Raw genomic sequence first — 14,460 nt, 5'->3', positions numbered from 1 at the left:
GGTTCCTCCTAAAAGTTTCTCTTCTTTGATGAATTTAAGCAATCTCAGCTTCTTCATCCTCTAAACGTACTGAGACGAGCTTGGAGACGCCGCCCTCTTCCATCGTTACTCCGTATAACACGTCCGCCTCTTCCATCGTTCCTTTGCGGTGGGTAACGACGATGAACTGAGTTTGTTCAGAGAACTCGCGTAAGTACTGTGCAAAACGAACAACGTTTGCTTCGTCGAGTGCAGCCTCAACCTCATCCAATACGCAGAACGGAACTGGCTTCACTTGCAGGATAGCAAACAATAACGCCATCGCAGTTAGAGCGCGTTCGCCGCCGGATAAGAGCTGCAGATTTTGCAATTTTTTACCCGGTGGTTGGGCTACGATATCTATACCTGTTTCCAGCATATGTTCCGGATCCAGCAGCATAAGATCAGCTCGCCCGCCTCCGAACAGCTTTGAGAACACGGTCCCGAACTGTTTACGGATCGCATCAAAGGTCTGTTTGAAACGCTTGGACATTTCATCTTCCATCTCACGGATTACCTGATACAGAGTAGTCTTAGCTTCGACTAGATCATCTTTTTGTCCACTGAGGAACGTATACCGTTCATGGACCCGCTGATATTCTTCGATCGCCCCTAAGTTAACCTCACCTAGCGCAGAAATACTGCGTTTCAAACGCTGTACATCGGCTTGTGCGGCAGGTACATCTTCAGGCACCGGATATCTCTGTTTCGCTAATTCATAACTTAGCTCGTAGTCATCACTCAGCTTGCGTAGAATATTATCCAGCTCCACATCGAGTCGACCAACAGAAACTTCAGTGGCACGCAGCTTGTCCTCCACTACTTTAAGGGCCTGACGTTGGTCTTTAGTCTTGCCTTCCTCAAGTTCCAGCTTACGGGTTAACGCTGTACGCTCAGCCCGGGCAAAATCCAAAGTTCCAGTCGTCTCTTCCTTCTTCAACCGGTAACTGTTCAAATCTTCCTTCTGCTTCACAGCTTCCAAAGCATTGTTAGCCAGATCTTGTTCTATCGTATGTAACAGATTTCGATTCTGGCGCAGCTCCTTGTCCTGTGAACCCACATCTTGTCTAAGGCGACGTAACTGCTCCTCCAAGGAGAATATCTCCTGATCAAGCTTGCCTTCCGAGACTTTCATACTGGTCAACTTGCCTTGCAGCTCTTCCTTAGCTGATTCATTCGCTTTACGCGCAGATTCAGCGTTACGGATACCCTCATGGGCTTCCTTTTCTTCCTTTTCAAGGCGTTCAAGCTCAGCAGTGGCTTGTTTCCGCGTCTCTTCAAGCGCACGTACTTCACTCTCAAAGCCGCTGCGTTCCGCACCTGTGCTCTCCACTTGCTCCTGCACATGCCGAAGCTCATGCTCGAGCTGCTTCAAATCACCGGAGACTCTTTGCTCTTCCAGTCTTTTCTCGTCACCATCACGGCGCAGGTCCTCCAGCTTCACGCTAGCGTTCTCCTGCTCCTCACGAAGTCTGGCAATGCCTTGCTTCAGCTTCACTATTTGACGTTCGCTTTCTTCAATTTCACTGCTTAATTGATCCAGCTGACGTTTGCGGCTAAGCAAGCTATTGTTCTTCTTATGCTGGCTACCCCCGGTCATCGAACCGCCGGCATTAACTACATCGCCTTCCAGTGTAACTACCCGATAACGATATTGGCATCTAGCGGCAATGCGGTTCGCTTGCTCCAAGCTCTCCGCAATAACCACATTGCCGAGCAAACTGCCGATAATGCTAGTATATTTATCATCGTAACCAACGAGTTCGGAACCAATTCCAACAAATCCGTCAGCATCACCCACCATACCACGGTCACTGCCAGAAATCTGGCGCGGCCGGATAACATCTAGCGGAAGAAAGGTAGCTCGTCCCAGCTGACGCTGCTTTAGAAATGATATCGCTTGGCGGGACACAGTCTCATTATCCATGACCACATGCTGAAGTGATGCACCTAGAGCAGTCTCAATCGCCATTTCCAGCTTCTCCGGAACGGAGATCAGCTCTGCAACCGCACCATGCACTCCGTTGAGCTGTCCTTTGCGGGCGCCCTTGAGCACTTCTTTAACCCCAAGCATGAAGCCATCGAAATCATCCTGCATCTCTTTCATGGTCTCATGACGAGAGACTTGCGCTTCCCGCTTCTGTTCCCACTTCCGAAGACCGGACTGTGTTTCTTCAATCAGCTTCTGACGTTTACTGAGCTGTTCACTTTCAGTGATGTAAGCCCCGCGAAGATTGCTAAGTTCCTTCCCTAGCTGGGCAATCTTGTCCTTCAGCCCTTTCTGGTTGGCAGACAACTCTTCATGCCGGGCTGTCCATTTGCCGCTTTCTTCTTCACTGCGGCTCATACGACGTTCCAGATTCTCCTTCTGTTGATCCGCGTAACGAATTTCGTTACGTGCATTCGCCATAAGGTTCATTAACTCCAAAAGAGCACTTTTGAGCTTTTCTTCCTGGCTCTGGCTAATCCCGTCTGCCACACCTTCAAGCCTTGTCTCTTCATCTTCGATCTGTTTCCGAAGATCCACAAGCTTAAGCCGCGATTGTTCAAGCTTAAGCTCCAGATCCACGACTTCACGCTGACGATCTGCAGAACGCTCGCCAACCGAACCTAACGTGAGCATTAACTGCTCACGATTGCTTTCCAGATTTCGCTTGCGTTCCCTCAGCACTTCACCGTAACCTTCGCTCTTCTCAAATGCTTCGCTATAACGCAGCAATTGCTCTTGCTGCTTCTCGATCTGTGCTTCGAGTGTGCGCAGTTCAGAGCGTCCGCTCTCCAGCTTGGCATCATGAGCCGAAACAACGGTAGACAGCTCCAGCTGCTCGTCCTTCAACGTTTCAAGCTTTGCGTTACCTTCCTGCCAAGCGGTATGAATGCCTTCAATCTGGTGTACGTATACTGAAATTTCCTGATGTTTTAATTGTTCGCGAAGTTCCTTAAAGCGGATAGCTTTCTCGGACTGATCCTTAAGTGGCCCAATCTGATCCTCAAGCTCACTGATCAAATCATGAATACGAAGCAGGTTCTGCTCTGTATCATCCAGCTTTCGACTTGCGTCTTTCTTGCGCGATTTATATTTTACAATACCTGATGCTTCTTCAAAGATGCCTCGCCGATCTTCGGAACGAGTACTTAGAATTTCTTCAATCCTACCCTGCCCGATAATCGAATAGGCTTCACGTCCGATACCGGTATCCATAAACAGCTCTGTGATATCCTTCAGACGGCAGGATTGCTTATTAATTAAATATTCACTATCTCCACTGCGATGAACTCTCCGAGTCACTGTAACTTCGCTAAAATCCAGCGGAAGTGTGTGATCTTCATTATCAAGCGTAAGTGATACTTCGCCATAATTCACGGCTTTACGCGCATCACTTCCAGCAAAAATGATATCCTCCATCTTGCCGCCACGCAGTGATTTAGCACTCTGTTCGCCGAGTACCCAGCGTATGCCGTCAGAAATATTGCTTTTGCCGCTTCCGTTCGGGCCAACTACAGCCGTTATACCGCGCACAAACTCCATTTCTGTTTTGTCGGCAAATGATTTAAAACCAGCTAATTCTATCCGTTTCAAAAACATACTTGCCAATCACCTCTGACCCATTATACCATAGCGTTTGTACCCTAAAAAACCATTAAGATGCAGCTTATTCTATCCTTCAAGCATAAACGCTTTCGCTTAACTTCCCTATAAGGACGGCAAGTGTCTAAGCGAGAAATAGAAGGCTACTTTATAACGTGGACATATAAGTTCTTATATTGTCGAAAAAGAGCAGCAACGGTCTGAGCTCCGCCTAAACGCCGGTATTCAGACCTTTGCTGCTCTCCTCCGCTTGTCCCCTTGATGCAAAACTCAGGCACCGTCCTCTTTCAGATGCAAGAGTGCAGCTGCCGCTGCCTGCTGCTCTGCTTCCTTCTTGGACCGGCCGCTTCCTTTACCAAGTGAACGGTTAGCCATATACACCTCTGAGACGAATTCACGCTCATGTGCGGGTCCCCGTTCTTCTATAATTCGATATTCCAATGTACCCATATTGTGCTGCTGAATTAGCTCTTGCAGTTCCGTCTTATAATCGGTCATCTGCATTTGCAATTTCCCATCCGTCTCCACCAGAGGAAATACGTGATTATCAAGAAAACTTCGCACCGTTTCCAGTCCTTGGTCGAGATAAAGCGCTCCCACGAAGGATTCGAATACATCAGCCAGCAGGGCCGGGCGAGTACGTCCGCCCGTAAGTTCTTCCCCTTTGCCCAACAGTACATAACGGCCAAAACCTAAACTCTCCGCAAATTTGACCAGTGAAGGCTCGCATACAATAGCGGCCCGCAGCTTGGTCAACTCTCCCTCAGGTCGGTCTGGCAATAGATTGTACAAATATTCAGAAACCGTTAACTCCAGAACTGCATCCCCAAGAAATTCGAGACGCTCATTGTCCTGATGCTGATTGAAACGGTGTTCATTCACATAGGATGCATGGGTAAAGGCCTGCTTCAGAAGCACAGAATCGTGAAATTGGATTTGAAGTTGCTGTTGTAACTGCTTCAGTTCTCCTTTCACCGCACTGTCCCCTTACTAATTATATTTTTTTAGAATAACTGTTGCGTTATGTCCCCCGAAGCCGAACGAATTCGACATTACAATATCAAGATCAGCTTTACGTGGCACATTTGGTACATAATCCAGATCACATTCCGGGTCTTGGTTGTCCAAATTAATCGTTGGCGCAATCATCCCTTTTTGCAAGGAAAGGCCACAAATAATAGCTTCTACTCCACCAGCCGCACCCAGAAGGTGACCTGTCATGGATTTCGTTGAACTGATTGCCACTTTATATGCATGATCACCCAATGCTTTCTTAACAGCAGCAGTTTCTGATCTATCTCCTACAGGCGTTGAAGTACCATGAGCATTGATATAATCAATATCTTCAGGAGAGATACCAGCATCCCGGATTGCCATCTTCATGCAGCGAGCTGCACCATCTGGATCAGGCTCAGTCATATGATGAGCATCTGCGCTTAGACCATAACCGATAACCTCAGCATAGATCTTCGCTCCGCGTTTCTCAGCATGTTCGAGTGATTCCAGAATAAGAATCCCGGCGCCTTCACCCATAACAAAACCATCGCGATCCACATCAAACGGACGACTTGCCTTCTCAGGCTCATCATTGCGAGTGGACATTGCTCTCATTGCACAAAAACCAGCCATACCTGTTGGACGAATGGTCGCTTCGGAACCACCGCAGATCATTGCATCTGCGTCTCCACGTTGAATCAAGCGGAAGGATTCCCCAATGGAGTGACTTCCTGTAGCACAAGCAGTTACTGTCGTCGTATTAGGACCCTTTGCACCAAGGTTAATGGACAACTGTCCAGAACCCATGTTAGCGATCATCATCGGAATGAAGAACGGACTAACCCGCTTCGGTCCTTTTTCAAGCAACAAGTTATGATTGTCTTCCCAAGTTCCAAGACCACCAATACCTGATCCTACAGATACACCTATTCTTTCGGCATCAATATCTTCACCGATCTTAAGTCCGCTATCTCGCAACGCGTCCTCACCGGCAGCCACTGCAAATTGTACAAAACGGTCCATTTTGCGGGCTTCCTTACGACCAAAAAGTGCCTCTGGATCAAAATCTTTAACAGAGGATGCTATTTGCGTAGTATACTCACTGACATCAAAGGTCTCAACCTTTGATACACCGGATTTGCCGCTCATAAGATTATCCCAGAACGTCTCCAAATCTTTGCCCAATGATGTAACTACGCCCATCCCGGTAACAACCACTCTATGACTCAAACACAATCACCCCATCTATAGGTTGTATACATTATATTCAGAACTTATATACTTTCTGTTGCTACTATATGAACAGCGATAACCGCATCAATAACCATCCTGCGGTTCTGTTATATCCCTTATATAGTTGCTCAAGGCAACCTTTGATTCCTCTTTAATGCTCTATAAATGAGGAGAAGTCCCGCCCTAGCAGGAACGGGACTCTCAATCATATGACTCTAGGTATGAGATTGTATGTACTTCACAACTTCACCCACGGTCGTAATCGTCTCTGCATCTTCATCAGAGATTTCCATATCGAATTCATCTTCCAATTCCATAACCAATTCTACTACATCAAGAGAATCAGCACCTAAATCATCTTTGAAAGACGCTTCTAATGTTACCTCAGCTTCATCGGCACCTAAGCGGTCGATGACAATGCGTTTTACACGCTCTAATACATCGGACATCCGGTTCACCTCCTCTTTTGGTATTATACGAGATATGAGTTCAAAATACCATAGAGCGTCAAAAACGCTTTCTTTATCCCTCACATTTCAGCATTAAAACAGTGTAATTTCTCCTTGACGGAGAGTTACATATACATCCCGCCATCCACGTGTAGTGTCTGGCCGGTCATATACGCAGCGCCTTCAGAGGCCAGGAAGACTACAGCCATAGCAATCTCTTCAGGGCGCCCCAGACGAGCAAGTGGAATGCCCTTCTCAAGCTCACTGCGCACTTCCTCAGAGAGCTCACGCGTCATATCTGTATCAATGAAGCCAGGAGCGATACAGTTCACCGTGATCCCCCGTGAGGAAAGCTCACGAGCCGATGCCTTCGTTAAACCGATGACACCTGCCTTAGCTGCGGAGTAATTAGCTTGTCCAGGATTTCCTGTTACACCTACTACGGAAGAAATATTGATAATTCGCCCGTAGCGTTGCTTCATCATAGGGCGTGTAGCTGCCTTTAGGCAGTTAAACACCCCTTTTAGGTTCGTTTCGATCACTTGATCGAACTCTTCTTCTTTCATGCGCATAATCAGGTTGTCTCTGGTAATGCCGGCATTATTGACAACAATGTCAATACGTCCCCAGGTATTCAGAACCTCTTTGACAAGGTTCTCGGCCTGTTCACTATTGCCGACATCGCCACGAAGGGCAATACCCTCCGAGCCAAGCTCGACAATCCGAGCTACGGTCTCTTGTGCGGCTGCTTCACTGCCCGCATAGTTCACGGCCACCTTCACGCCATGTTCCGCGAGAACAAGTGCAATACTGCGGCCGATGCCGCGAGAGCCACCAGTTACAAGGGCCGTTTGACCCCGCAATGCTGAGAACATCATTTATTCCCCCTTCGATCATATTGCTATTGATAAACAATGTTTGAACGTATCTTACAAGACAGCTTGCACACTTTCTAGCGTGTTAATGTTGATTACTTTGACCGTTTTATCTATTTTGCGGATCAGACCTGCCAGAACACTGCCAGAACCAATTTCCACAAAAGTATCCACACCATCAGCAATCAGCCATTCAATACTGTCTTGCCAGAGCACAGGGGAGTACACCTGGCGGACAAGCAGTTCACGGATTTCTTCAGGATCCGTTACAGGTGCTGCGGTAACATTGACAATAACAGGTACAGCCGGAGCATTAAAAGTAACACTCTTCAGCTCGTCTGCCAAGCGGTCTGCCGCAGCCTTCATCATCGAAGAGTGAAAAGGTCCACTTACTTCCAGCGGAATAGCCCGCTTTCCGCCTGCTTCCTTAACACGCTGCACAACACCGTTAACCCCGGCTTGTGAACCAGAAACAACAATCTGTCCCGGGCAGTTCACATTCGCCAGTTCTACCACGCCGCTCTCCTCGGATACGCTCCGGCATAATTCTGCCAGAGCATCCCGCTCCGCACCAAGCACTGCAGCCATAGCTCCCTGTCCACCTGGAACAGCTTCCTCCATAAAACGACCGCGTAAACGCACAAGTCTTACAGCATCTTCATAGGACAATACGCCTGCCGCAACCAGTGCGCTGTATTCTCCTAGGCTATGACCAGCTACATAATCCGGCTTCATCCCTTGATCACGTAATGCTTCCAGATAAGCTACACTTGCTGTTAGCAGAGCTGGTTGCGTATTTACGGTCTGTTTCAAATCACTGTCAGGTCCTTCAAAAATCAGCTGGCTCAGTGAAAATCCGAGCATCTCATCACCTTTTTCGAATACCGCGCGGCTGTGCGGAAGAGCTTCATATACATCTCTACCCATTCCAACTGCCTGTGCACCCTGACCGGGAAAGACAAATGCGATTTTACTCATAAGTAAGAACTCCTTCCTCTATTACCAGATCAATACGGACGCGCCCCAAGTCAAGCCACCGCCGAATCCAACCATCAGAACCGTGTCGCCTTCCTTCATGCGTCCTTCTTCCGCCGCTTCCACTAGAGCTAGAGGAATAGAAGCTGCTGATGTATTAGCATATTTATCAACATTGATTACACATTTCTCCGGTGGCAGGTCAAGCCGCTGCATAGCGGATTGAATGATACGAATATTCGCTTGATGCGGCACGAACAAATCAATATCTTCTTTACCTAATCCTGCTTTGGTAAGCACACGTTCTGTAGCTGAGCCCATAACACGAACGGCAAACTTAAACACTTCACGGCCATTCATATAGATGAAATGTTTCTTGTCTTCAACCGTCTGCTGAGATGCAGGCAAGCGCGAGCCCCCAGCTTCCAGCTTAAGCAAGTTTCCTCCAGAACCTTCAGCACCCAGATCGAAGGATTGGAAACCGCGTCCCTCTGGAACCTCACCGATGATTACTGCTCCTGCACCATCGCCAAACAGTACACAGGTGTTACGATCCGTATAATCAGTGATGCGGGATAAAGTGTCCGCACCAATTATGAGTGCATTATTGTACATTCCGTTCTGAATAAAGCCAACCGCAGTAGCTAGGCTGTATACAAAACCAGAGCAGGCTGCTGACAAGTCAAATGCCGCAGCACCTTTAGCTCCAAGTTTATCCTGCAAAATGCAGGCTGTGGAAGGAAAGGAGCTATCAGGGGTTACCGTTGCAATAATAATAAGATCCAGATCTTCAGCTTTCATGCCTGCAGAATCCAAAGCTTTAAGTGCAGCTTCATAGGCTAAATCAGAAGTTGCCTCATGTGGTGCAGCGATATGTCTTTCACGGATCCCTGTCCGACTGACGATCCATTCATCGTTAGTCTCCACTATTTTTTCTAGATCACTGTTTGTTAAAATTTTCTCAGGTACATATTTACCCGTACCGATAATCCCAACCGGCCGCAACTGTTTCATTTCGTCACTCACTTCCCGCTAATTTCCTTGGATATACTTGGCACAAGATCGGCTTGCAGAGCAATCCGCGCTTGTCTTACCGCATTTTTAACCGCATTTCCGTCTGAAGATCCGTGCCCCTTAACTACCAATCCGCTAAGACCAAGCAGCGGTGCACCACCATGCTCTTTGTAATCCATCTTGCCCTTCAGGGCTCTAAGCTCCGGCATCAGCATAGCCGCTCCAAGCTTAGTTTTCAGAGAACGACTGAATTGCTCCTTCAGCAAAGAGAACAATGCACCTGCTGTACCCTCAAGCGACTTCAATAGGATATTACCAGCAAATCCATCGCAGACAAGCACATCGCAGTTTCCTGTCAGTACGTCGCGTGCCTCAACATTACCGATAAAATGAATGCCTGGCAAGTTCTCCAGCAGTGGATAGGCTTCTTTGGTCAGCTCGTTGCCTTTTCCAGGCTCCGTTCCTACATTTAGAAGTCCAACCCGCGGCTTAGCAATACCGTGCACTTTATTCCGATAAATGCTGCCCATCAGCGCATATTGCACCAGATGTTCAGGTTTCGCATCCATGTTAGCACCAAGATCAAGCGCAAGCACGCCAACATCATCAAGTGTCGGAATCAAAGGTGCCAGCGCAGGACGTTCGATCCCCTGCATACGGCCCACTACGAGTAACCCTGTAGTCATAAGCGCCCCTGTGTTACCTGATGAAATCATAGCATCTGCTTCGCCCTCACGCACCATACGTCCAGCTACAACCATGGATGAATCTTTTTTGCGGCGAACCGCCTTAACCGGCTCTTCATCAGAACCAATAACATCTCCTGCATGCCGCACACTAAGGTTGGACGGCTTGTCCTTCAGCAGCGGCTCTAGTCTGGCTTCGTCACCTACGAGCACAATCTGCGTATCTTTCCATTCCGCGGCCGCGGACAACGCCCCCTCGACATTACATTCAGGAGCGTTGTCCCCGCCCATGGCATCAATGGCGATCAGCACTACGGTTACCCCCTTCACTATACTCTTCATTAGCGGAACGATACACTATAAAGTGGCCTTGAAATACCAATTCTTCTCCGACATAGGTGAATACGTCCACCTCTGCTTTGCCGCCTCTGCCTGCAAGTGACCGCACTTGAGCTTTAGCAATGCACTTCTCACCAAGCAGAACCATACGAACAAAGCGTATGTCGGCTGAAGCAGTCAAGGCAATTTCATCGTTAATCACAGCAACCGCAAGCGAGTTGGCTTGAGCAAACACGTAGTGGCCACGGGCGATCCCATTTCTGGAAAAGACATGATCCTCACGAATTTCAAAGATCGAAATCCCGCTCTTATCGAGCTGTAAATCCACAATATCCCCGATCACTTCATCCGCAGGCAAAGAGCGCACCTGATCATAGGAATGCTCTGCCATTTGTTTCATTCTTTCACGCAGTTCTGGTATTCCCAGCTCCATCCGGTCTAACCGAATCGTCTGAATGCTCACCTTCAGCTGACGAGTCAACTCCCGATCAGTCACAAAAGGATTGCCTGCAATTATATGTAGCAGCTGTTGCTGACGTTCTTTCTTGGACATCCGCTCGATAGCGGCTCACCTCCTGGCACATGCCAAGCGTAAACGCCTTCGGCGTCCTAATAAGGACGGTAAGCGTTTAAGCGAGAAATATAAGACATAAAGTATAGGTGCATAACTTATACTTCCTTATATTTTAAAGAAAGCATCCGGCCTCTTGAATGGCCGCTGTTATATTAGGTCAAACAATCATAAATATTATTTAGAACCAGGTACTAATATGTAGTATAAAGCATGCCGCACCAAAAATAAAGCATTGACTTCTGAGCGGAACATAAAGTACAGGTGCAAACCCTATCTTTATTATATTTAAGCAAAAAAATAGTACCTCACCGAAGTGAAGTACTACTTATTCTGAAACTATTGTTTGATGATTTCTCTTGCTTTGTAAGTTCCGCAAACTTTGCATACGTGGTGAGCTAGTTTCAACTCTCCGCATTGTTCACATTTCACCATGCCCGGCACAACCAACTTAAAGTGGGTGCGACGTTTGTCACGGCGTGTTTTAGACGTTCTACGTTGTGGTACTGCCATGTGTTCCACCTCCTCGTGATATTTCTGTCAGCCTGCTCCTCAGAGCAGGATGTGTTTTGTTGTAATGTTTCATTTGAAAAAGTCTTTCAACCCAGCGAGTCGAGGATCGATCACTGTGTTGTCGCAACTGCAGGTGCCTTCGTTCAAGTTCTGTCCGCATTTCTGACAAAGACCAAGACAGTCTGCCTTGCACAATACCGAATCCGGTAAGTGCAGTACGAAATTTTCTTCCACATACGGGATAAGATCCACAACCTCATCCTTGACGTAAATGAGATCCTCATCTTCGTCATCATCTGGAAGAACTGGCTGCTTAAGCCACTTGAAAGTCTCAGCAAAAGGAATGTTCAAATCACTTTTGACCTCCGTGAGACAACGTGAACATAACATGTCCACATCTCCACTCAGTTTCCCCACCACGTTCACACAATCGGTTCCCGCGGGCAGCGCTTTAAGGTCTACTGAGAGCGGAGCAACAGTTAGAATATCCTTGCGCCCTTTGACTACCTCGCTGACATCCACAACATCGTGAATATGTAACGGTTCGTCGGCATTCGCTAATTTGCGAAAGTGAATCTGCATACTTATCACTCCCAAACAAACAAAATTTATTATACCTAGTATTCTATACCTTTGTCAACCATTTTCCCTTTATATTGTTTCAGAAAATGCGGTGAATTATGATATAACTATTAGTGTAAATCAAAAGATCAGCTTGTGCTAACAGTATCTCTAGAAATCTACCCTACTAAACTCAATAAATATACCTTACTTATCGGAGGGAAGCCACAGTGACAACGGTTGGAATCATCGCAGAATACAATCCCTTACATAACGGACACGTGCATCACTTCACGGAAGCCAAAAGACTCTCCGGCGCAGAGCGCACCATCGTCGTCATGAGTGGTCCATTTACCCAGCGCGGCGAGCCGGCGGCGGTTAGCAAGCAGGCCCGGACAGAGATGGCGCTGCATATGGGCGCCGACCTCGTCATTGAGCTGCCGGTGGCCTATGCCGTCCAGCCAGCTGAGTGGTTCGCGTTCGGAGCAGTTGCACTGCTGGAAGCGACCGGGGTCGTGGACAGCTTGTGCTTCGGCTCCGAAGCCGGCACTTTGGGCTCGCTGCTCCCGCTGGCCAGATATCTGGCTGAGGAAAGTAGCGAGCTTCAGAGCGAGATCCGCCGCCGCATGGCGCTCGGAGCAAGCTTTCCCGCCGCCTACAGCGCAGCGGCGGCGGTGGCCTTTGAAGGGACTCTCCCGGAAACGGAGAGTCCCGGAGATGCAGGCGAGCTGCTACGCCAGCCGAATAACAGCCTTGGCCTGCATTATCTTATCGCCTTGCAGCGGCTGCACAGCAAGATAATGCCACTAACCGTTCCGCGCACGGCAGCAGGCTTCCATGATCCATTACAAGCCGACTCTTCTATCGCAAGTGCGACGGCCATCCGCAAGCTGCTGCAAGAAGGTGGCTCTCCTGCTGCTTATATGCCGGATTATAGCGTGTCCATTTTGGAAAGAGAGCATGCAGCCGGAAGGGGTCCTCTGAGCTTAGAGAGCTTCAATATCCCGCTCCGCCATCTGCTGTCTACCCATACCGCTGCCGAGTTACAAGCAATCCACGATATGAATGAAGGCTTGGAGAACCGGATACTGCGGCTTTTACCTGAGTTGGAGCAATTCTCACTTTCAGGCCTGCTTCACACCCTTAAGAGCAAGCGCTACACGCATACACGGCTCCAACGGCTGCTGCTACATGTTCTGTTAAATCATTCTAAAAAAGAAATGACCCCTTCCATACTAGCAGAGGGGCCCGGATATATTCGCATTCTTGGTTTTAGAGAAAGCGGACGAGCACTGCTTAAAGAGATGAAACAAAAAGCTACGTTGCCCATCGTCATGCGCCCGTCCCTTTGTTCCCATCCGCAACTTGAGCGAGATCTTCAAGCCGCTTCCGCTTTCGCGGGAGCTTTTAAGGAACCCCGCAGAATTGATATGTACCGCGATTATTTGGAACCTCCGGTCATGGTTTGACCGGCAGTTCCTCCATATACTTCAGCGCCTCATCCAGCGTAGATACAGGCACCAGCTTCATAGATGTGCCGATTTTATCAGCTTTTGCTTTGGCTTCGTCATAATTCTTAACAGGCACGAAAAAAATCTCCGCCCCTTCTCGGTCCGCAGCCACGATCTTGTGTTTCACTCCACCGATAGCACCTACCACACCCTCAGCGTTAATCGTACCCGTCCCTGCAACCCTATGTCCTTTAGTTAAATCACCAGAAGTAAGGCGATTGTAAATTTCCATAGTGAACATTAGCCCTGCCGAAGGTCCGCCAACATTTGTATCTACAAAACTGACAGCTTTCCCTGCTTCTTTTGGTTTTACTTTTTGAACGGCGGCAATAGTGACTCCAAATCCAGGCCGAACGGCAACGCCCTCTTTATCCTTTATTTCCACCAGCGTCACTTGTTCTTTTACTTCCTTGCCATTTCTTTGCAAAACAACAGCCACTTGATCTCCGATTTTTTTAGAGGAGAGCAGTTTAGACAGTGCTTCAGGATCGGGCACTTTTTGTCCTTCTACGCTAATGATTTTATCACCCGGCAGAAATTGTCCTTTATTACTTTCTACAGGAACCGAAAAGACGTAGAGATAATCCACTACATCCTCATATGGAATTCCCGCTGCATGATAAGCGGCCTGAACAGAATAAGACTGTGAGCTATTCATATAAAAAACCTGCTCCGCAGCATATTCGTCTTCTGACTTATCCCCTAGCCGGGTTTCTTTTCGCACAACCTCTGAATTGGAATTAAAAGCAGAGGCGACCAATAAGGCCACATTAGCATAACTAGCAGACACCGTAGTCATCATAAACGTTCCTTCTTCAGCCGGATCGGCATTCTCCACCTTAATCATAGGGGCAACTTCAGATGCACTGCCTGGCTGATATACGATGTACGGGGTGTTCATAAAAACAAATACATACACGATAACTACAAACGTAAACAGATAAGCTGTGGCGCGGAAACCCGGCCGATGCTTCAGTTGCTTCACTGCTCTTCCCTTCTTTCCCGCGGCACATTTAGGATATGAATGATTGAACTTCATTACCGCTTCGACTAGTGGTTTGGCATGATGGTTGTCTACTCTGCATAAATTGATAACACATCGTCCATGCCTTAAGTTATGAAGAGGTGAT

13 protein-coding genes are annotated in these 14,460 nt (G+C 47.9%); 1 reads left to right on the top strand and 12 read right to left on the bottom strand.

All coding sequences use genetic code 11. From position 1 onward, the window contains the following. Positions 1-34: 34 nt before the first annotated feature. From smc to NSS82_RS15040, 11 genes are all read right to left on the bottom strand, one after another. On the bottom strand, positions 35-3,604 hold the full coding sequence (gene smc, locus NSS82_RS15090; protein WP_036686496.1) for a chromosome segregation protein SMC: 3,570 nt from the start codon (positions 3,602-3,604) through the stop codon (positions 35-37). A 273-nt stretch (positions 3,605-3,877) separates the two neighbouring features. Next, positions 3,878-4,582 carry a ribonuclease III gene (rnc, locus tag NSS82_RS15085; RefSeq protein ID WP_038570606.1) on the bottom strand — a complete coding sequence of 235 codons (705 nt, stop codon included), beginning with the start codon at positions 4,580-4,582 and terminating at the stop codon, positions 3,878-3,880. A gap of 15 nt (positions 4,583-4,597) precedes the next feature. After that, positions 4,598-5,833, bottom strand: coding sequence for a beta-ketoacyl-ACP synthase II (gene fabF / locus NSS82_RS15080; RefSeq protein WP_076104264.1), 1,236 nt, complete (start codon positions 5,831-5,833; stop codon positions 4,598-4,600). Between the two features lie 218 nt (positions 5,834-6,051). Continuing rightward, entirely contained in the window at positions 6,052-6,285 is a 234-nt protein-coding gene (locus NSS82_RS15075; protein WP_036686493.1) for an acyl carrier protein, read from the bottom strand. Between the two features lie 125 nt (positions 6,286-6,410). Next, the gene (gene fabG / locus NSS82_RS15070) at positions 6,411-7,160 is read right to left on the bottom strand and encodes a 3-oxoacyl-[acyl-carrier-protein] reductase (RefSeq protein ID WP_076273822.1); all 750 of its coding nucleotides are present in this window, start codon (positions 7,158-7,160) and stop codon (positions 6,411-6,413) included. Positions 7,161-7,214: 54 nt separating this feature from the next. Next, positions 7,215-8,138, bottom strand: coding sequence for an ACP S-malonyltransferase (gene fabD, locus NSS82_RS15065; RefSeq protein WP_076273823.1), 924 nt, complete (start codon positions 8,136-8,138; stop codon positions 7,215-7,217). A 21-nt stretch (positions 8,139-8,159) separates the two neighbouring features. Continuing rightward, on the bottom strand, positions 8,160-9,149 hold the full coding sequence (locus NSS82_RS15060; RefSeq protein WP_139329841.1) for a beta-ketoacyl-ACP synthase III: 990 nt from the start codon (positions 9,147-9,149) through the stop codon (positions 8,160-8,162). 8 nt (positions 9,150-9,157) lie between these two features. Further along, positions 9,158-10,147: a phosphate acyltransferase PlsX gene (gene plsX / locus NSS82_RS15055; protein ID WP_076273824.1), complete on the bottom strand. Its 990-nt coding sequence runs from the start codon at positions 10,145-10,147 to the stop codon at positions 9,158-9,160. Beyond that, positions 10,131-10,727, bottom strand: a complete 597-nt coding sequence (fapR, locus tag NSS82_RS15050; RefSeq protein ID WP_036686484.1) for a transcription factor FapR — start codon at positions 10,725-10,727, stop codon at positions 10,131-10,133. The genes plsX and fapR overlap by 17 nt, the downstream gene beginning before the upstream one ends. Positions 10,728-11,084: 357 nt before the next feature. Next, positions 11,085-11,258: a 50S ribosomal protein L32 gene (rpmF, locus tag NSS82_RS15045; RefSeq protein ID WP_019911234.1), complete on the bottom strand. Its 174-nt coding sequence runs from the start codon at positions 11,256-11,258 to the stop codon at positions 11,085-11,087. A gap of 69 nt (positions 11,259-11,327) precedes the next feature. Continuing rightward, positions 11,328-11,840 (bottom strand): YceD family protein, encoded by a 513-nt coding sequence (locus NSS82_RS15040; protein WP_036686482.1) that lies wholly within the window; start codon positions 11,838-11,840, stop codon positions 11,328-11,330. Between the two features lie 209 nt (positions 11,841-12,049). On the opposite strand from NSS82_RS15040, the gene NSS82_RS15035 reads away from it, so the two are divergent. Further along, positions 12,050-13,288, top strand: a complete 1,239-nt coding sequence (locus tag NSS82_RS15035; protein ID WP_076273825.1) for a nucleotidyltransferase — start codon at positions 12,050-12,052, stop codon at positions 13,286-13,288. Here NSS82_RS15035 and NSS82_RS15030 read toward each other — a convergent pair. Beyond that, positions 13,278-14,315 carry a SepM family pheromone-processing serine protease gene (locus NSS82_RS15030; RefSeq protein WP_076273826.1) on the bottom strand — a complete coding sequence of 346 codons (1,038 nt, stop codon included), beginning with the start codon at positions 14,313-14,315 and terminating at the stop codon, positions 13,278-13,280. The genes NSS82_RS15035 and NSS82_RS15030 overlap by 11 nt on opposite strands. Positions 14,316-14,460: the final 145 nt, after the last annotated feature.

It is taken from the genome of Paenibacillus sp. FSL H7-0735, assembly GCF_038008505.1.
In the GTDB taxonomy this organism is placed as follows: domain Bacteria; phylum Bacillota; class Bacilli; order Paenibacillales; family Paenibacillaceae; genus Paenibacillus_AQ; species Paenibacillus_AQ odorifer.
The sequence above is the reverse complement of the archived record's forward strand: the minus strand, read 5'-3'. Positions and strand labels throughout refer to the sequence as shown.

Excerpts from the sequence above, each read along its gene's own strand:
- fabD (WP_076273823.1), bottom strand. The coding sequence starts at position 8,138 with ATGAGTAAAATCGCATTTGTCTTTCCCGGTCAGGGTGCACAGGCAGTT.
- rpmF (WP_019911234.1), bottom strand. The coding sequence starts at position 11,258 with ATGGCAGTACCACAACGTAGAACGTCTAAAACACGCCGTGACAAACGT.
- smc (WP_036686496.1), bottom strand. The coding sequence starts at position 3,604 with ATGTTTTTGAAACGGATAGAATTAGCTGGTTTTAAATCATTTGCCGAC.
- NSS82_RS15075 (WP_036686493.1), bottom strand. The coding sequence starts at position 6,285 with ATGTCCGATGTATTAGAGCGTGTAAAACGCATTGTCATCGACCGCTTA.
- fabG (WP_076273822.1), bottom strand. The coding sequence starts at position 7,160 with ATGTTCTCAGCATTGCGGGGTCAAACGGCCCTTGTAACTGGTGGCTCT.
- NSS82_RS15040 (WP_036686482.1), bottom strand. The coding sequence starts at position 11,840 with ATGCAGATTCACTTTCGCAAATTAGCGAATGCCGACGAACCGTTACAT.
- NSS82_RS15060 (WP_139329841.1), bottom strand. The coding sequence starts at position 9,149 with ATGAAACAGTTGCGGCCGGTTGGGATTATCGGTACGGGTAAATATGTA.
- fapR (WP_036686484.1), bottom strand. The coding sequence starts at position 10,727 with ATGTCCAAGAAAGAACGTCAGCAACAGCTGCTACATATAATTGCAGGC.